Here is a 17,842-nt window from a genome sequence, read left to right as displayed (position 1 = left end):
GTCATCCCGGGGGATGAGAGACGAACCCGTCCACGGCCCGATGTGACCGAGGCGGCGCAGATCTAACGTCTCCAACATGAGAACCGATGAGACCACCGCGGTACGCGCGGCCGACCTGACCAAGATCTATGGTCGCGGGGAGGTGTCCGTGCGCGCCCTGGACGCCGTGAACATCTCCTTCGCCGCCGGCAGATTCTCCGCCATCATGGGCCCCTCCGGATCCGGTAAGTCCACCTTGATGCACTTGCTGGCCGGGTTGGACTCGGCCACCTCCGGTCAGGCTTTCCTCGGCGACACCGACCTGACGGCCCTGTCCGATGCGGCACTGACCAAGGTACGCAGGGACCGGATCGGGTTCGTCTTCCAGAGCTTCAACCTGCTTCCGATGTTCACCGCAGCACAGAACATCGCCCTGCCGAGCCAACTCGCCGGGCGCACGGTGGACCCGGACTGGCTGGACCTGCTGACCGCATCCTTCGGCCTGGACGAGCGGCTGCATCACAAGCCCCACGAACTCTCCGGCGGACAGCAGCAACGGGTCGCGATCGCCCGGGCCCTGTCCACCCGGCCCGAGGTGATCTTCGCCGACGAACCCACCGGCAACCTGGACTCCCGCTCCGGCACCGAGGTGCTGGCGTTCCTGCGCCGCAGTGTGCGCGAACTCACCCAGACGGTGGTGATGGTCACCCACGACCCCACCGCCGCCGCCTACGCCGACGAGGTGGTGCTGCTGGCCGATGGGCGCATCGCGGGCGCCATCACCGACCCCACCGCGGATTCGGTGATCGCCGGGCTGGAGTCGCTGCGTCCCACCGTGGGGGCCCGCTGATGTGGCGCGTCGCGCTGCACCAGATGCGCTCCTCCGCCGGGCGGCTGGGCGCAGCCGCGCTGGCGATCGTGCTCGGTTCGGCATTCGTGGCGACCACCCTGCTGGCCGGGGCCACGGTCGAGGCCACCACGCACAACACCATGGCAGCCGGCTACGCCGAGGCGGACCTGGTGATCGGCTCGGGCGGGATGAGCCTGGACCAGGTGCACGAACTGGGTCAGGTGGACGGGGTCACCGCGGTGAACCCGGTCTCCCGAGCCTTCATCGACCTGCACGCCGGTGAGCGTAGCGAGTGGGCGATGATGGGTCCGGTCCCCTCCGATGCCCGGCTGTCCGTGCCCACCCTGACCGACGGTGCGCTCCCCGAGGCTGAGGGCCAGGTGGCCGTGGTGGCCGACCTCGCCCAACGGCTGGGTGCCGGGCTCGGCGACGAGATCACCCTGACCTGGGAGGATCCGGCAGGTCTCGACGACGGCGCGGAGCCCACCGAACACGAACGCACGGTGCAGGTCGTGGGACTCCTCGAGGCACCGTCGTCCTTCTTCGCGATGGCCCAGCAGGTCCTGACCGATGCGGTCACATTCGAGGCGTGGGACCGCACGGGTGGCGCAGCGGACCGGCTGCACTTCACCGAGGCGGTCGTGCTGATGTCAGGCGACGCCGACCTGGCCCAGGTGCGCACCGGTCTCGAGGAGAGCCTCCCGGGCGTCACGGTGCAGACCGTCACCGAGCGGGCTGAGGACATGGCCGCGGATTTCACCGGGGATGGCATGCTGACCGCTCTGGGCCTCGCATTCGCCGCGGTGGCTCTCGCCGTGGCTGCGCTGGTGATCGCCAACACCTTCACCGTGCTGATCGCCCAGCGCACCCGCACCCTGGCCCTGCTGCGTTGTGTCGGTGCCTCCAGAGCGCAGATCCGCCGCTCCGTGCTCCTCGAGGCCGCGGTGCTGGGCCTGCTCGCCGCCGCGGTGGCACTGGGGTTGGCCGTGGCCGTGGTCGCCGGCGGGCTCAACCTGCTCGCGGGGGCGAACGACGAGGTGCCCCTGGACACCACGGTGCACCTGAGCCCGGGCATCGTGGCGGCCACCTTGCTCACCGGCCTGATCGTCACCGTGGGAGCCTGCGCGATCCCGGCTCGGCTGGCCACCCGGGTGGCACCACTGGCGGCCCTGCAGCCGGTGGAGGGAAAGCCCGAGCGCCGCGCCGGACGAGCACGCATCGCACTGGCGATCGGTTCCCTGGTGACCGGCGCGGCGCTGCTCGCCGGCGCCCTCGTCCTGTCGGTCGGGGCTGGTGAGGGTTCCGACGCGGTGTTCCTGGCCCTGGGGATCGGCGTGCTCGGGGGGCTGTTGTCGCTGCTGGGGCTACTGATCGGGGCGATGTTCATCGTGCCCGCGCTGATCCGTCTCAACGGCCGCCTCCTGGGCCGATCGGTGCCGGCACGGCTCGCTACCGCCAACGCTGTGCGCAACCCGCGGCGCACCGGCGCCACCGCATCGGCCCTGATGATCAGCGTGGCGCTGGTGGCCATGATGTCCACTGGTGCGCTGACCGCACAGGAGTCCCTGTCGCGGAACCTGGACGAGCGCTTCGGCGTCGACCTGACCATGTCGGTTGGTCACAACGGCGCGGAACCTTCTCGCGGGCAGGTGCAGGTCCTCGCCGACCATCCCGACATCAGCGAGACAGTCCTGATCGAGCAGGCCGTCGTCGAACTCCGCTCGGCGCGCACCGGCACCGAGACCACCCAGTTCGTCGGCGCTGTGGCCGAGGGCAGCCTCGAGCAGGTGGTGCGCGATCCCGACCTCGCCGGGGGCATCCCCGAGGGGACCGTCGTGCTGCCGCACAGTCACCACGACTGGTACGACCTGGAGGACGAGGACGAGGTCACCATCACCGCCCAGGACGGCACCGAGGTGTCCTTGCGTGTCCACCTGTCCGGCATCCGGGCACCGCCCTGGTCTCACCCGAGGTGCTGGCCGAACTCGACGAGTCGGCACAGATCACCACGGCCTGGGCACGCTTTGCCGACGGCGCCGACGAAATGGATGTGGTCCGTGAGGTGCAGACGGCCCTGACCGATCTGCAGGCCGCCTCACCCGGGAACCCCACCGCGTGGCTGGGCGGCAGCGGTGTGGAGCGGGCCGGGTACCAAGAGGTGATCAGCACGTTGCTGGCCATCGTCGTCGCCCTGCTCGGGGTGTCGGTGGTGATCGCCCTGGTCGGGGTGGCCAACACACTGTCGTTGTCCGTGCTGGAACGACGGCGGGAGTCAGCCACGCTGCGGGCCATGGGACTGTCCCGGGGTCGGCTGCGCGGCATGCTCGCGGCCGAGGCGGTGCTGATCTCCTTCGCCGGCGCCGTGATCGGGATCGTCGCCGGTGTGGCGTACGGCTGGGCCGGTTCCACGGTGATGCTCTCCGGACTCGGGGACGTCACGCTGATGTGCCCTGGCGCGACCTGGGCCTGGTCCTGGCCGGTGCCCTGGCCGCTGGTCTGGCGGCCTCGGTGCTGCCGGCCCGGTCAGCGGTGCGTGATGCCCCCGTGGTGGCTCTGGCCGGCCCCTAGCACCGGGACGCGGTTGTGGATCACCGATCCCGGTGTCCACAACGCCCCGGCCGGTCCCGTGTACCGGCCGGGGCACCCGCGCAGGCTGAGGGATATGGCCGACGACGACGCAGCCCGGGTCCGTGGGGCGATGCGCACCCACGTGCACATCGCCGTGATCGCCGGGCCCGATGCCGGCTGGGTCGCCGGTCTGGACAGTCGGGGAATCATCGTGGGCCGCGGTGCGGATGCGGGTCTGCGACTGTGTGATGCGCACCTGTCCCGGAACCACCTGCACCTGCGGCACCGAAGCGGGCGGATACAGGTCCGGGACCTGGATAGCGCCAACGGCTCACGGTGGCGCCCGGCCCGTGGGCGTTCGCGGGCACAGTCGGCCCGGGTGCTGGGGGCTCGGGCCTGCGATGGCGGCGGCGCAGCCGGCGCGTCACCGGCCGCTGGCGGCGGATACGGGCCGGGGACCTGCTGCACGTGGGCACCAGCACCCTGCAGGTCCGTCCGCACCCGTCGTTACGCGCAGCCGAACCCGCACGTGCGCGGGCCGGCAGCGTGGATCCGGCCATGCCGGGAATGGTGCTGCCTTTACTGATGAGCGTAGGGATGGTGCCGGCGCTGTTGGCCGGTGGTGCCGGCCTCTGGCGGCTGCTGCCGTTGTTGCTGATCCCGATGGGGCTCGCCCTTGCCTGGCCGGCCCTGAACCGGCGACGACGGCGCCATCGGCCGCAGGGACCGGAGGCGCCCACCGGTTCCGGCCCGACCGGCCCGCTTGGCCCGAGCAGCCCGGACGCCCCGACCGGGTGTCCGCGCGTTGATGACCCGGCCGCGCTGATCGTGGCCGCCCAGCGCGGGAGCCTCGTCCCCGCACCGGGGCAGTGCCCGGCCGAGGAGGCGGGATGGGACGTCGGCACCGCGGACGCGGGTCTGCCGGCGGTGCCCGCCCACGGGGGCCGGTCGGGAACCCGCCGGGCTGGTTGCCTGCCGGTCCCGGCCGATGGTGCCGGCGTGGCCCTGGTGGGCGGCCGAGCGGAGAGTGAGTCCCTAGCGCGCTACCTGCTCTGCCAACTCGTGGTGCGCTCCCCACCCGGGCACTGGCGGACCGAGGTGCCCGACGGGTGGGCCTGGGCGACGGCGCTGCCGGACAGCGGTGATGGACCTGCCCGCGTGCTCCGGGTGCTGGAGGCCGAGGACGCCGCAGACGGAGCCGACGTCGCGGCGGCGCACCTGGTGCTGGCCCGCCACCTGGGGCAGGTGCCGCCGTGGTGCGCCCGGATCATCCAGGTGCGGCCCGGTCACGACCGCCGGGTCTCCTCCCGGTGGGCGGGTGCCGTGTGCTCGGTGCTGGCCACCGGCGCACACGCGGTGGTGGCCATCCCCCGGGTGGCACCGCTTGCCGAACTGATCGGCCCGCATACCGCCACCGACATCGGGCAGCGGTGGCGCAGCGCCGACACCGGTCTGGCCGCCCACATCGGCCACGACGGCAGCGGCCCGGTGTGCCTCGACCTGGTCCGCGAGGGTCCGCATGCCGTGGTGGCCGGCACCACCGGGTCGGGCAAGTCCGAACTGCTGCTCTCCTGGGTGCTGGCACTGGCCGCGCGGTACCCACCGGGGAACCTGGCGTTCCTGCTGGTGGACTACAAGGGCGGTGCCACGTTCGCCCCGATCAGCCCGTTGCCACAGGTGCTGGGGGTCCTCACCGACCTGGACGGGTCGGCCACCTCACGAGCGCTGGCCAGTCTGCGCGCCGAACTGCTCCGGCGCGAGCAGATCCTGGCCCGGGCGGGCGCGACGAACCTGGCCGAGTACCAGCGCGGCCGTCCCGACGGCGAGGGCGGCGGCGGGCGGCTGCCACGGCTGATGGTGATCGTCGATGAGTTCCGCGCGATGTCCGATGACCACCCCGAGCATCTGGACGACCTGGTCCGCCTGGCTGCTCAGGGGCGGTCCCTGGGGATCCACCTGGTGCTGGCCACCCAGCGCCCAGCCGGAGCGATCAGCGCCGACATGCGCGCGAACCTGACCACCCGGCTTTGCCTGCGCGTCCTGGAGGAGGCCGACTCCACCGACACGATCGGCATGACGGCCGCGGCCCGGCTGCCGGCGGTACCGGGTCGGGCGATCCTGCGCACCGAGACCACCACCACCTTCCAGTCGGCCTGGGGCGGGGATACCGCTGCGGTAGGGGAACTGGTGGACGCCATCCGATCCGCCGCCGAGGACCTGATCAGGACCGAGCCGTGGCGAGCGGATCTTCCCCCGCCCTGGGCGCCGCCGTTGCCGGAGTCCCTCACGGTTACCGAGTTGCCGGCTGGCCCGGCGCAGGGCTGGCTGCGCACCGACCTGCCCGAGGAGCAACGTCTGGGCGTGGGCACCCTGCCTGCCGGCCAGCATCGTGATCAGCGGGCCACCCGGTTCGGGCCGGTCCACGGCCGCGGCGACGTTGGCCGGCCTCGCGCTGCGCCGGGGCGTGGCAGTCCATGTGCTCGCCGAGGACCCCCTCATCCCCGAGACCGCGCCCGCAGCAGGAACCTGGTGCGCCAGTGCCGATGTGCGCCGGGCCGGGCGGCTGCTGCACCTGCTGGCCGGCCGCCGCGGCGCTGAGATGCTGGTGATCGACGACGTCGACGCCTGGGCCGGCGCACTCGATGAGGTCGCCGGTGCCGGCGCGGGCACCGACCTGATCGCCACGCTGCTGCGCCGGGCGCGCCGCAGGGGTCTGTCGGCGGTGCTCACCGCCCCGGTACCGGCGCACCGCTGGGCCGCCCAGGTGGACCAGCACCTGGTGCTGGCTCCCCGCGATCCCGCCGACGCCGCGCTGGCCGGGGTGCCCAAGGAACTCACCGGCAGCGGCTGGCCACCGGGGCGTGGGGTACTGCTGACCCCCCGCACCTCGGTGGTGTGCCAGGTGGCACTACCGGAGGATGCCGGCGCCGAGACGTGGCCCCCACCGGACGGGCCGGTCCTGCGCCTGCGCCCGCTGCCGCAGGAGGTGGCGCTGACCGATCGTCCTGCCACCCCGGAACAGCCACAACGCATCTGGCTGGGCATCGGCGATGACGACGCCACCTGGGTGGGTGCTCACCTGCCGCCCGGCGCCACCTGGCTGATCGCCGGTATGCCCGGAAGGGGCCGCAGCACCACGCTGGCCACGATCGGTGCCCAAGTACGTCAGCGCACTGACGTGCTGATGATCGACGACGTCGACCGGCTCACGCCCGCCCAGGTCACCCGGACCCTCACTCTCCTGGCCGACCGGACCCGCGTCGTCGTAGGGGCAGCACACCCGGACCGGTTGCTGAACACCTACCACGACCTGGCGGCTCGCCTGCGTGAAGCCGACGTCGTGGTGGCGCTCGGTGCGGTCAGCCCGCACCTGACCGGCGTGGACATCCGGAGCCGGCTGGACCCCGACCCGGAACCGGGGCGCGGCGTGTTGGTGGAAGGCCCACGGGTGGTTCCGGTGCAGGTGGCCCGCCCCGATGGGGTCGAGGCGACCTAGAGCACCGCGTCGGGACGGCCACCGCGATCGGTCGCCGCACGGGAGGACGGCGCGAGCACCCCGGCAATGATCACCAGCGACATCACGATCGGTACCACGGTGGCCCACCACTCCTGGCCGCCCAGACCGCTGACGCCCACCGCCAGCAGCAGCAACTGCCAGGTGACCACGGGCCCGCGGCCCCACCGCTTGCCCTGCCACAACCCCCAGCCGGCGGCACCGACCAACAGGGCCAGCCCCAACAGCACCACCGCGAGTGTGACGATCGTGACCTGCTCAAGGCTGGCGGCACGGAGCAGTCCGCCCAGACCGCCGATCGCCAGGACGATCAGACCGAGCACCTGCAGCCCGACCAGGACCAGGGCCACCGTCAGCAGGATCGGGCGCGGAGACGGTGACTTCTCGGGCATGGCCCTACCCTAATGGGGGTATTCCGGGGCAGGGCCTGCGCTCGGATTCGGCACCTTCTCATTCCATGGAATGTGAGGGATGTCTCACGACGGTGCAGTGGAAAGCTACCGGCTACCCCTTGTGAAACAGCACGTGTCGTGTGAACCTAAAGAAGGACTTTTTACCGAGCCGATCAACGCGTCCCGCACACCCGCTCAGCGGTCGTCGAGCACAGCCTCAGGCTGTCACCGCGTTGATCGTCATGCCTACCAAGGAGTGCACCACAGATGGATTGGCGTAATCAGGCTGCCTGTCTGAACGAGGACCCCGAACTCTTCTTCCCGATCGGGAACACCGGGCCCGCCCTCGTTCAGATCGAGGAAGCCAAAGGCGTCTGCCGGCGCTGCGACGTTATCGACACCTGCTTGAAGTGGGCGATGGAATCCGGCCAGGACGCTGGTGTCTGGGGCGGGATGTCCGAGGACGAGCGCCGGGCGCTGAAGCGTCGCACCGCTCGTGCACGGCGCGCGGGTTGAGCCGACTCCACACCTGACAGAACGAGCCGGCCGGATCTCGACAGGGATCCGGCCGGCTTTTTCTTACGTCTCTGCCAACCGGCTTTTCCAACCATGGTTGTTTTTCTTCACCGGCACGTCTGCTTCTTGATCAGCCGGCATCGCGGACGTCGGCCAAGGTGGCCCTCAACGTCACCGAGGTGCCCCCGCCCTCGAGGGGTTCCCACTCGATCGAGCCGTCGAGTTCGGTGGCCACCAGGGTCCGCACGATCTGCGTTCCCAGCCCGTCGGCTGCCTGCTCCGCGTCCATGCCCACGCCGTCGTCGCTGACCCGCACCCGCAACTGGTTGCCCGCACGCCTGGCGTCGATCCGAACCGTCCCGTTCTGGCCCGCCAGCCCGTGCTCGACGGCGTTGGTGACCAGTTCGGTCAGCACCACCGCCAGCGCGCTGGCGTCGGTGGCCGGCACCCCGCCGAACTCCCCGGTGCGTTCGGTGACCACCCGGGCCTCACCGGAGGCCACATCGGCGGCCATCCGCAACGTGCGTCCGAACACCGCGTCGAAGTCGACCGCCTCATCGATGGTCTGTGACAGCGCCTCATGCACCGTCGCGATCGTCGCGACGCGGCGCATGGCCTCCTCCAGCGCGGTGCGCGCCTCGCTCGAACCGGTGCGGCGTGCCTGGAGTCGCAGCAGAGCCGCCACTGTCTGGAGATTGTTCTTCACCCGGTGGTGAATCTCGCGGATGGTGGCGTCCTTGGTCAGCAGTTCGCGTTCCTGGCGCCGCAATTCCGAGACGTCCCGGATCAGCAGCACCGCCCCGGTCCGTTCCCCGTGTTCGGTGATCGGCAACGCGCGAAGGGACAGCGACACCCCGCGCGCCTCGACCTCGGTGCGCCAGGCGGCCCGGCCCATCACTACCAGCGGCAGCGACTCATCCACCGGGGAGGAGTCCTCGATCAGCGGGGTGATGACCTCCGCCATCGACACGCCCACGATCTCATCGGTCACGCCGAGCCGGTGCAGCGCGCTGACCGCGTTCGGGCTCGCGTACAGCGTCTCGCCCTCGGCGTTCAGGCGGACCAGGCCATCGCCAACCCGTGGCGCGCCCCGGCGCGGACCGGTAGCGGCATGGGCGAGCGGGAACTCGCCACGGGCGATCATGGCGCACAACTCATCGGCGGACTCGACGTAGTTCAACTCCAGCCGCGACGGGGTGCGGTTGCCACCCAGGTAGGTCTGCCGGGCGACGACGGCCAGAGTGCGCCCACCGCGCACCACCGGGATCGCCTCCTCCCGGATCGCGAAGGAACCCTCCCAGCGTGCCTCCCGCAACCGGGACTGCGTCTTGGACTGTGCGGCGGCCAGGAGCATCGTGCGCAGGCCGGGCGGGGCCGACTGGCCGACCACGTCGTCGTGATGGACCGTAGCCCCGGTGGACGGGCGGGCGTGGGCGATCGCGACCACGTCGTCGTCCTTGGTGGGAAGCCAGAGCACCAGATCGGCAAAGCCCAGATCGGAGATCACCTGCCAGTCGGCGACCAACAGGTGCAGCCACTCGACGTCCTGCGCTCCGAGGTCACTCATGCGGGCGATCAATGCACTCATCGTGGACACCGGACCACCCTACTTCCAGCACGGGCTCCGGCCGTGCGCACCTGGTGACCGGACGGGCGGGGGTATCGTGGCCCTATGCGCTTCGAGGTCACGCACGACTACCCCGCCGATCCGGCCCGTGTGGCCCGGATGCTCGGTGACGAGGACTACCTGCGTGACAGCGCCCGCGCCTCCGGTTCGGTGTCCGCGCGGCATGAGGTGGCCCACGGTGAGGACGGCGCCTTCATCGTCTCGGCTACGCGACGGATGCCCACCGACACCATCCCGCACTCCATGCGCTCACTGGTCGGCTCAACGATCGAACTGAAGATGGTGCAGGCCTGGGGCCCGGCAGATGCCGAGGCCGGGCGCACCGCCACCGTGAGCATGGACATCACCGGGGCGCCGGCGCGGTGCACGGCCCGCACGAGGCTGTCCGGCGACGCCGAGACGACCCGGGTCCGGTACGAGGGTGAGGTCAGCGCGCCGATCCCCCTGGTGGGTCCGGCGGTGGAGAAGGCGGTGGTGCAGGCCGTCCAGCGCGTGCTGGAGGCCGAGTACAAGGTGGGACTGGAGCGCCTTGGCGGGTCGTGACCTGTGAGCCCACATCCGGCTCGGGACGGTCTGGCGCACCTGAACCGCCAGAACCTGGCACGCCGGTTTCCGCCCTGGCCGGGACCGCACCGGTTCGATCCCGAGAGTGCCCGCGGGTTCCGACGGGCCGCGGTGCTGGTCCTGCTGGCACCGGCGCAGGAGTCCGACGAGGCACCGGGGGCTGAGGAGTCGGTGCCCGCGGCCGATCTGTTCCTGGTCCAGCGCTCCACCGTACTGCGTGACCACCCCGGGCAGATCTCCCTGCCGGGTGGGCGGATCGAGCCCGGGGAGGACGTCGTCACCGCCGCCCTGCGGGAGACCCACGAGGAGATCGGTCTGCATCCGGACCGGGCAGAGGTGATCGGTGAGTTGCCGCCGGCGCTGGTACCGGTCAGTTCGTTCGTGGTGCATCCGGTGCTGGCCTGGACCGAGGCGTCCGGGTTCGAGCGGGCCCAACCCGGTGAGGTCCTGCATGCGCTGCGCGTCCCGGTAGCCGGTCTGCTGGACCCGCAGCTGCGCCGTTCGGTCCAGGTAGCCGGGTTGACCAGATTCACCTCGGTGGGGTTCCGGCTCCCGGTGGGATGGGTGTGGGGGTTCACCGGGAATCTGCTCGACCACCTCTTCACCCAGTTGGGCTGGACCCGGCCGTGGGATCCGGGCAACCGGTACCTGATGCCGGTAGCGGAGGCGCGTGGACGCGGCGCCGAGCCCATCCCGCGGGACGGCAGCGACGACCTCTCCGGCGCTCGGGAACCGGCCTGAACATCGGGGACGGGCAGGGCCGGCGTCCGGGACGCGAACCCGCGGCCCCGGCCACCGGACTCTCCCGGCCTCAGAGCCGGGTCACCAGGTGCGCGGCGATCAATCCCGCCGCGCCGGGGATCTTCGTGGCCGAGGGGAAGGCGTTCACGTCGATCACCACGGGTCCGTCTGCGGTGATCATCAGGTCCACCCCGCACAGTTCCACACCGACCGCCCCGGCTGCGGCACGGGCAAGGTCGGCGTGGTCGGCCGCAGGGGTGTAGACCTCACCGCCGGACTGCCGGCCGCCGGGCCGGCGGGCGGACCGTACCTGTGCGCCGAAGACGTACATCTTGGCCTCCCAGCCCTCCAGGTGCTCCTGCAGGAGGTAGGGGCCCGGAAACGGGGGCTCGGCCGGAGCGGTGCCGGGCAGGAGCACCCCCGCCCCACGGCCGGCTCGGGCATCGGCGGCTTTGATCACGGCGCCGGCGGCGCGCGCGTCTTGGTAATCAGGCTCCAGGCTCGTGCGGGGCACGGCCAGCCCGGCCCGGGCCAGCACGTCGAGGAGCACGGCGCGACGATGGGTCAGCGCCGTGGCTACGGGATCGTTACAGCACCGCCGGGCCCAGGGCGTCAACAGGTCCAGCACCTCGGGGGCCAGGCCACGCTGGGCGATCAACCGCGCCCCCGTCAGGTCCTGCCGCACCAGCCGCATCTTGCCGTCCACCCGCCACGCACCGTCGTCGGGCCCTGCTTCCCCGCCAGAGCCCGTCGCACCGGAGCTCCCCGCACCGGCGCTCGCCGCCTCGGGCACGAGCGTGCGCACGTCGATCCCGCGCCCGCGAAGGTCCTGGATCGCAGCGGCGATCGTCGGGGACCGCTCGGCCGGCTTGCCGAGAACGAAAACACATGTCACGACCCCAGTCTGGCGTAACGACCCGGTGAGTACGCTTGCCGCCATGACGCTGAAGGAGGAGCGTGCCGCGTGTGAGCGCACGTTCCGTCGCTACGGGCTGCCGTTGCTGGTGCACGATCACTCGGCTCGCCGTGACGTGTTCGGCCGCGCCGCCCCGGTGCTGGTCGCGGTGCTGCTGTTCGAGATATCGGTCGCAGCACGGTTCGATTGGCCGTGGTGGCTCAACACCACTGCGATCCTGCTGGTGCTGCTCGGCCTCTTCCTGGGCTATGCCGGGCTGAACGTGGCCCGGGGGCGCCACTGGTCGACACTGCCGCAGAGCGTGGGTAAGTCCGAGTTGGCGTTCTTCGTGCTGGCGCCGGCGCTGCTGGTGTTCCTCTCCGGTGGGCAATGGCGGGCGGGATTGATGATCGCCGGGTCCAATCTGCTCCTGCTCGGCCTGATCAGACTGGTGGTGCGGTACGGGCTGGCCGCAACCCTGTGGTGGGGCGCCAGCCGGGTGGGCAACGAACTCGGATCCTCGCTGCTGCGCCTGGTGCGCTTCCTGCCGTTGCTGCTGATCTTCTCGATGGCCCTGTTCTACTCAGCGGAGGTCTGGCAGCTCTTCCACCACACCCCCGGTGCCTCGGATGTGGCGCTCGTGGTCTTCTTCGCCGTGCTGATCCTGCTCATCCTTCGGATCCGGCTGCGCACCGAGACCGCACAGATCCTGCGCCAGGCGAAGCGGAACACCCCGCAGGCCGATCGGTTGCCCAGACTGTCCCGGGCCCAGTTGGTGAACGTGGCGGTGATGGTCGCCTCGAACCAGTTGCTCCAGGTGGTGGTGATCAGCCTGGGAGTCGGGCTGTTCTTCTTCGCCCTCGGCGTACTGACCATCACCCCGACGCTGCAGGAGTTGTGGCGGATCGAGGACGGCGGCTGGCAATACCAGATCGTCTTCGGCGACGAGCGGCTCGTGATCACCCAGACGCACCTGCGGGTCTCGGTGGCGATGGCGATGTTCACCGGCCTGTACTACGCGGTCTCGGTACTGACCGATTCGATCTACCGGGAGGACTTCATCTCCGACATCGCCACCAAGATGACGGATGTGAACGCCCACCGGGTGCGATACCTGCAGATCCTGGCCGAGTTGGGCGAGCCGGTTCCGGGTGGGCCAAGTCCCACGGATCGTGTCACCATCGGCACATGAACACTTCGCAGAGCGCGCTATGGGCTGAGCGCACCGGCACCAACACCTACACCGGGCGCAGTTCCACCGGAGCCGAGGTGAAGATCGGTCCGCGGGGAGCCGACGGCACCTTCACCCCCTCGGACCTGTTCGCGATGGGGTTGGCCGCGTGCAACCTGATGAGCGCCGACCGGGCCCTGGCCCGCGCCCTCGGTGACGATTTCGACGCCTACGTCGGCGTGCAGACCACGGCCGTGGCGGGCCAGAACCGGTACAGCCGCGGTGAGGTGGAGATCGTGGTGAACATGGAGGCTCTGGATGAGGACGAGCGCGCCACATTGATCGACCTGGTGCACAAGGCCGTCGACCGCGGTTGCACGGTGGGGCGCACCCTGGACAAGGGCATGCCCCAGACCCTGCGGGTCACCTCCGAGGGGTGAGATCGATGCCGAGCCGGCTGGATGATCTCCTGAACACCGCGGTCACGATCCCCTCGGCGCGGGTGCACTCCTACGTCGATGACATCCGCACGAAACACCCCCAGGCGTCTCCGGAGCAGATCCTGGCCATCCTGCACAGGCGATACCTGCTGGCGGTCGGCGGGTCCGGCGGCGCGGTCGGTGCGGTGGCTGCGGTGCCCGCGCTGGGTACCGGCGCGGCCCTATTGATCACCTCCGGGCAGGTGGCGGCGTTCCTGGGCGCCTCGGGCGTGCTCGCGCTGGGGGTGGCGGATGTGCACGGGATCGACGTCGAGGACGTCCCGCGCCGCAAAGCCGTGCTGCTGACCGCCCTGCTCGGCCCGAAGGGTCCCGAACTGCTCCAGGAGCAGATCGGAGTCACCAGTGTGACCTGGGGCAGGGCACTGATGACGCGGGTTCCGCTGGGCACCGTCAAGGCCGTGAACCGCACGCTCCGCAAACGGGTGATCGCCACCAGCACGGCCAAGGCCGGTTCGATCATGCTCGGCCGGTTGCTGCCCTTCGGTGTCGGCGCGGTGGTGGGGTACACCGGCGGTCGGGTGATGGGCAGGTCGATGATCCGGGGGATCGACTCCGCGTTCGGACCGCCACCCATGGAGTTCACCCGCGAGATCGGCGCCACCCCCAAGTTGATCACCCAACCAGCGCCGCGCGCGCTCGGCACCGCCGGGGCGCCTGGGCCGGGAGCGGACGAGCCCGGCCTACGATGAGTCCCATGGCGGACAGACAGTACGAGGACCTGCTCGACCTGGTGTTGCGAGAGGGTACGGTCAAGTCCGACCGCACCGGCACCGGGACGTTGTCCCGGTTCGGGCACCAGTTGCGCTACGACCTCGCGCAGGCGTTCCCGCTGATCACCACCAAGCGAGTGCACCTGAAGTCGATCGTGCACGAGTTGCTGTGGTTCCTGCGGGGGGACTCCAACATCGCCTACCTGCGCGAGAACGGGGTGCGGATCTGGGACGAGTGGGCCGACGACGACGGCGAACTCGGCCCCGTCTACGGTGTCCAGTGGCGTTCGTGGCCCACGCCCGACGGCGGTCATATCGATCAGATCACCGGTGTCCTGGAACAACTCCGCTCCGACCCGGACTCGCGCCGGATCATCGTCTCGGCCTGGAACGTGGCCGACTTGGATGCCATGGCGCTGGCGCCGTGCCACGCGTTCTTCCAGTTCTATGTGGCCGACGGGAAGTTGTCGTGCCAGTTGTACCAGCGCAGCGCCGACCTGTTCCTGGGCGTGCCGTTCAACATCGCCTCCTACGCCCTGCTCACCCAGATGGTGGCCCAACAGGTGGATCTGGAGTTGGGCGAGTTCATCTGGACCGGTGGCGACTGCCACATCTATGCCAACCACACCGAGCAGGTACGCGAACAGTTGACGCGCGAGCCGTTCGAGTTCCCGCAGTTGGAGCTGCGCAAGGCCGACGACCTCTTCTCCTACCGCTTCGAGGACGTCGAGGTGACCGGCTACCAGCATCACCCCGGCATCAAGGCGCCGATCGCGGTCTGAGTCGACCCGCAGGGACGATGCGCTGGGAGGGGACGTTGCCATGCTGGGAATGATCTGGGCGCAGGCCCATGACCGGGTGATCGGGCGCGCCAACGATCTGCCGTGGCACCTGCCGGAGGACATGGCGCACTTCAAGGCAACCACGCACGGACACCCGGTGATCATGGGTCGGCGGCAGTGGGAATCGCTCCCCCTGCGGTTCCGGCCGCTGCCGGGCCGGCGCAATATCGTGCTGACCCGCCAGGAGGACTACCGCGCACCGGGCGCCGAGGTGGTCCGGGACCTTCCCACAGCGGCGGCGCTGGTGCACGAGAGCGAGGCATGGATCTGTGGAGGCGGCCAGGTCTACGCCCAGGGGATGGACCTGGCTGATGTGCTGGTCGTCACCGAGATCGACCTGGAGGTCGACGGCGACGTCTTCGCCCCACCGATCACTCCGCCCTGGCAGGTGGTCGAGACCGGCGCGTGGCGAGAGAGCGAGTCCGGAATCCGGTTCCGGATCCTGCGGTTCGAGCGGGCTGTACCCGGGGAGTAGGGCGGGGCGCACCGGGGGTGCGGCCGAGCCGCACCGCTCGAGATCCTGGCCGAGTGAGGTGGCCCCGGCAAACGGTTAGAGTGCTCCGGGGAGGAATCCTCCGGGGAGGAAGTCAATGGTGAACGAGCGCGAACGGCAACACCGTGTACCGCCGCTGGTGCCCACTGCCCTGGTGGCCCTGCTCCTGGGTCTGGCGATCCTGGTCGCTCCTTCCATCGGAACCTGGGAGATGGATGCGCGCGAGTTCGAGGTCTCCGCACCGGAGCCGGACCAGGAAGGCCCCCCACCCGAGGAGCAGTCCTACGAGGAGTCCGGGGACGAGACGTTCGAGCCCCCCACAGACGCCGAGCCCATCGAGATCAGCCCGATCTGGGGCCAGCTGCTCCTGGGGCTGGTGATCCTCATGGCGGTGGCCGCTGCCGCGATCGCCATCTGGTTGTTCGTGCGCTATCGCAGGTCGCTCACGCCCGACGTGGGGCGCAGCGACCTGCAGGTGGACGCCGAGGTCGCGCCCGAGGACCAGATCCCCATCCTGACCGAGGCGGCCACCAGTGCGCGGGAGGAGGTGCGCCGGGCAACCGACCCCACCGATGCGATCATCCGTGCCTGGTTGGCCCTGGAGGACGCTGCGGCCCAGTCCGGGATGAGCCGCCGGCCCGCGGACACCCCGACCGACCTGACCGTGGCGGTTCTGACCCGCACCGAGGCCGACCCGGAGGCCACTACCGGCCTGCTCAGCCTGTACCACCGAGCCCGGTTCGGCACCGAGCCGATGAGTCCGGCCGAGCAGAACGAGGCAGTCACCCACCTCGAGGCGCTGGCCCGCAGTTGGGACCGGGTACGGCTATGAGCATCGCGACGTCCGAACCGGTCCGGACCCCGACCCAGCAGTCCCGGCGGTGGATGATCATCACCGCATCGATCGCGGTGGCACTGTCCGGCCTGCTGTACTGGATCGGCCTCAGCGGGCGGCACTCCGTCCTGCTCGGCGTGAGCCTGCTCCTGATCTCCGCCGCCATCCCGATCAGCGGGGTCCCCGCCGTCGTGCGCTTCCGTCGGTTGCCCTACCAGAGCCGCGACGGCGCCCGGCGGGAGGTCTCCACCCTGAGTTGGGCGATCTACGGCAACCGCACCACGCTGCGCGAACCCGCCGTGCGTCGCCTGCACTCAGCGGGAGTGCGAGCCTGCCGCCACGCCGGTGTGGATCTCGAGTCCGGACCGGGGCGCGAGCGGGCCCGCCAGGTGCTGGGTGAGGAGGTCGTGGCATTCCTGGACGACCCGCGCGCCACCCCCGTGGACGCCGGCCGGATGCGCCACTACCTGACCGCTTTCGAACGACTCGACCTCAGAAAGGGCCTGGCATGACCACACCCGTTCCCACCCCGCTCCCCGTGCCGGAGGTATCCCGGCTGGGCAATGACGTCCTGGATCAGGTGGCCGGCGTCGTCGTCGGTATGACCCAGCCGCTGCGCACCGCACTGGCGGCGATCCTGGCCGGTGGGCACGTGTTGTTCGAGGACGTACCCGGGCTGGGCAAGACGCTCGCGGCCCGTGCCCTGGCCGGAGCGCTCGGTCTGGACTTCCGGCGGCTGCAGTGCACCCCGGACCTGCTCCCGGCCGATATCACCGGCTCCTACGTGTTCGATCCGGCGGCCACCGAGTTCACCTTCCGTCCCGGGCCGGTGTTCACCGGGCTGTTCCTGGCCGATGAGATCAACCGCACCGCGCCCAAGACCCAGTCGGCACTGCTGGAGGCGATGGCCGAGCGCCAGGTCAGTGTGGAGGGCACCTCGCACAAGCTCCCCGCGCCCTTCCACGTGCTGGCCACGGCCAACCCGGTGGAGTACGAGGGGACCTATCCCCTGCCCGAGGCCCAGTTGGACCGGTTCATGGTCCGACTGTCCGTCGGCTACCCCGATGCGACCCAGGAGGCCGATGTGCTGGCCCGCCGGATCGCCCGGCGCACCGAGTGGGCCGAGGTGGACCAGGTCGTCGACGACACGACGCTGCTGGCCATGCAGGCCGGGGTGGAGGCGGTGGACGTGGACGCCGACATCCTGGACTACTGCGTGCGGCTGGCCGGGGCGACCCGGGAGCTGAGCACTGTGGAGGTCGGGGCCTCCCCGCGCGGCTCCCAGGCGCTGGTGCTGCTGGCCCGGGCCCGGGCGGTCCTGGACGGACGCGAGTTCGTCACCCCGGAGGACGTCAAGGACGTGGCCGTACCGGCGCTGGCGCACCGGTTGGTGCTCACCCCCGCGGCGTGGGCTGCGGGGGCCTCGGCCGACCAGATCGTGGCGCGTCTGCTCGAGGAGGTCCCCACCCCGGCCACAGCGCGCGCCGAGGCCCCGGTCGGCGCTTCGTCGTGAGTTCCGCGCACTCACCGGGTGCGGGGCCGACGACTGCGCAACCCACCTCTGCCGAGCCGGCCCGGTCCCGCTCTGATGGGCCGGGCACCCCGGGCGGCTCGAGCGGGGCGGCCCGCTCGGGTGAGGCAGGCA

19 protein-coding genes are annotated in these 17,842 nt (G+C 70.8%); 16 read left to right on the top strand and 3 right to left on the bottom strand.

From position 1 onward, the window contains the following. Positions 1-76: 76 nt before the first annotated feature. Genes ACRRRO_RS12730 through ACRRRO_RS12710 form a run of 5 tightly spaced genes read left to right on the top strand, consistent with a single transcriptional unit; the run spans position 77 to position 6,893 of the window. Positions 77-829 carry an ABC transporter ATP-binding protein gene (locus ACRRRO_RS12730; protein ID WP_424796936.1) on the top strand — a complete coding sequence of 251 codons (753 nt, stop codon included), beginning with the start codon at positions 77-79 and terminating at the stop codon, positions 827-829. After that, positions 829-2,907: an FtsX-like permease family protein gene (locus tag ACRRRO_RS12725; RefSeq protein ID WP_434080354.1), complete on the top strand. Its 2,079-nt coding sequence runs from the start codon at positions 829-831 to the stop codon at positions 2,905-2,907. The genes ACRRRO_RS12730 and ACRRRO_RS12725 overlap by 1 nt, the downstream gene beginning before the upstream one ends. Continuing rightward, positions 2,802-3,983, top strand: a complete 1,182-nt coding sequence (locus tag ACRRRO_RS12720; protein WP_434080353.1) for an FtsX-like permease family protein — start codon at positions 2,802-2,804, stop codon at positions 3,981-3,983. The genes ACRRRO_RS12725 and ACRRRO_RS12720 overlap by 106 nt, the downstream gene beginning before the upstream one ends. Continuing rightward, entirely contained in the window at positions 3,983-5,995 is a 2,013-nt protein-coding gene (locus tag ACRRRO_RS12715; RefSeq protein WP_434080352.1) for an FtsK/SpoIIIE domain-containing protein, read from the top strand. Before ACRRRO_RS12720 ends, ACRRRO_RS12715 begins: the two co-directional genes overlap by 1 nt. Next, on the top strand, positions 5,943-6,893 hold the full coding sequence (locus ACRRRO_RS12710) for a hypothetical protein (protein ID WP_434080351.1): 951 nt from the start codon (positions 5,943-5,945) through the stop codon (positions 6,891-6,893). Before ACRRRO_RS12715 ends, ACRRRO_RS12710 begins: the two co-directional genes overlap by 53 nt. Here ACRRRO_RS12710 and ACRRRO_RS12705 read toward each other — a convergent pair. Then, entirely contained in the window at positions 6,890-7,303 is a 414-nt protein-coding gene (locus ACRRRO_RS12705) for a hypothetical protein (protein ID WP_424796939.1), read from the bottom strand. The genes ACRRRO_RS12710 and ACRRRO_RS12705 overlap by 4 nt on opposite strands. A 267-nt stretch (positions 7,304-7,570) precedes the next feature. Here ACRRRO_RS12705 and ACRRRO_RS12700 point away from each other — a divergent pair, with 267 nt between their 5' ends. Continuing rightward, positions 7,571-7,819, top strand: coding sequence for a WhiB family transcriptional regulator (locus ACRRRO_RS12700; protein ID WP_424787560.1), 249 nt, complete (start codon positions 7,571-7,573; stop codon positions 7,817-7,819). Between the two features lie 130 nt (positions 7,820-7,949). On the opposite strand, the gene ACRRRO_RS12695 is transcribed toward ACRRRO_RS12700, so the two are convergent. Beyond that, positions 7,950-9,407: a sensor histidine kinase gene (locus tag ACRRRO_RS12695; protein ID WP_434080350.1), complete on the bottom strand. Its 1,458-nt coding sequence runs from the start codon at positions 9,405-9,407 to the stop codon at positions 7,950-7,952. Between the two features lie 84 nt (positions 9,408-9,491). Here ACRRRO_RS12695 and ACRRRO_RS12690 point away from each other — a divergent pair, with 84 nt between their 5' ends. Continuing rightward, on the top strand, positions 9,492-9,989 hold the full coding sequence (locus tag ACRRRO_RS12690; RefSeq protein ID WP_424796940.1) for a DUF2505 domain-containing protein: 498 nt from the start codon (positions 9,492-9,494) through the stop codon (positions 9,987-9,989). Positions 9,990-9,992: 3 nt separating this feature from the next. Beyond that, positions 9,993-10,751: an NUDIX hydrolase gene (locus ACRRRO_RS12685; protein ID WP_424796941.1), complete on the top strand. Its 759-nt coding sequence runs from the start codon at positions 9,993-9,995 to the stop codon at positions 10,749-10,751. A gap of 70 nt (positions 10,752-10,821) precedes the next feature. Here the strand turns inward: ACRRRO_RS12685 and ACRRRO_RS12680 are convergent, their stop codons facing one another. Next, positions 10,822-11,646 carry a hypothetical protein gene (locus tag ACRRRO_RS12680; RefSeq protein ID WP_424796942.1) on the bottom strand — a complete coding sequence of 275 codons (825 nt, stop codon included), beginning with the start codon at positions 11,644-11,646 and terminating at the stop codon, positions 10,822-10,824. A 43-nt stretch (positions 11,647-11,689) separates the two neighbouring features. Here ACRRRO_RS12680 and ACRRRO_RS12675 point away from each other — a divergent pair, with 43 nt between their 5' ends. The 8 genes from ACRRRO_RS12675 (at position 11,690) to ACRRRO_RS12640 (ending at position 17,710) form a co-directional block, all read left to right on the top strand. After that, positions 11,690-12,838 carry a hypothetical protein gene (locus ACRRRO_RS12675; protein ID WP_424796943.1) on the top strand — a complete coding sequence of 383 codons (1,149 nt, stop codon included), beginning with the start codon at positions 11,690-11,692 and terminating at the stop codon, positions 12,836-12,838. Next, positions 12,835-13,257 carry an OsmC family protein gene (locus ACRRRO_RS12670; RefSeq protein ID WP_424787555.1) on the top strand — a complete coding sequence of 141 codons (423 nt, stop codon included), beginning with the start codon at positions 12,835-12,837 and terminating at the stop codon, positions 13,255-13,257. The genes ACRRRO_RS12675 and ACRRRO_RS12670 overlap by 4 nt, the downstream gene beginning before the upstream one ends. A gap of 5 nt (positions 13,258-13,262) precedes the next feature. After that, on the top strand, positions 13,263-14,006 hold the full coding sequence (locus ACRRRO_RS12665) for a hypothetical protein (RefSeq protein ID WP_424796944.1): 744 nt from the start codon (positions 13,263-13,265) through the stop codon (positions 14,004-14,006). 5 nt (positions 14,007-14,011) lie between these two features. Next, on the top strand, positions 14,012-14,809 hold the full coding sequence (locus ACRRRO_RS12660; RefSeq protein ID WP_424796945.1) for a thymidylate synthase: 798 nt from the start codon (positions 14,012-14,014) through the stop codon (positions 14,807-14,809). Between the two features lie 40 nt (positions 14,810-14,849). Next, positions 14,850-15,344 (top strand): dihydrofolate reductase, encoded by a 495-nt coding sequence (locus tag ACRRRO_RS12655; protein WP_424796946.1) that lies wholly within the window; start codon positions 14,850-14,852, stop codon positions 15,342-15,344. Positions 15,345-15,501: 157 nt separating this feature from the next. Next, positions 15,502-16,194: a DUF4129 domain-containing protein gene (locus tag ACRRRO_RS12650; protein ID WP_434080349.1), complete on the top strand. Its 693-nt coding sequence runs from the start codon at positions 15,502-15,504 to the stop codon at positions 16,192-16,194. Beyond that, a complete protein-coding gene (locus ACRRRO_RS12645) occupies positions 16,191-16,709 on the top strand; it encodes a hypothetical protein (protein ID WP_424796948.1) in 519 nt (172 codons plus the stop codon). Before ACRRRO_RS12650 ends, ACRRRO_RS12645 begins: the two co-directional genes overlap by 4 nt. Beyond that, positions 16,706-17,710 (top strand): AAA family ATPase, encoded by a 1,005-nt coding sequence (locus ACRRRO_RS12640; protein ID WP_424787549.1) that lies wholly within the window; start codon positions 16,706-16,708, stop codon positions 17,708-17,710. Before ACRRRO_RS12645 ends, ACRRRO_RS12640 begins: the two co-directional genes overlap by 4 nt. Positions 17,711-17,842 lie beyond the last annotated feature (132 nt).

Origin of the sequence: Sanguibacter sp. Z1732 (assembly GCF_051020515.1) — a bacterium.
GTDB lineage: Bacteria > Actinomycetota > Actinomycetes > Actinomycetales > Beutenbergiaceae > CALKWS01.
This window is presented reverse-complemented; position numbering and strand designations above follow the sequence as displayed.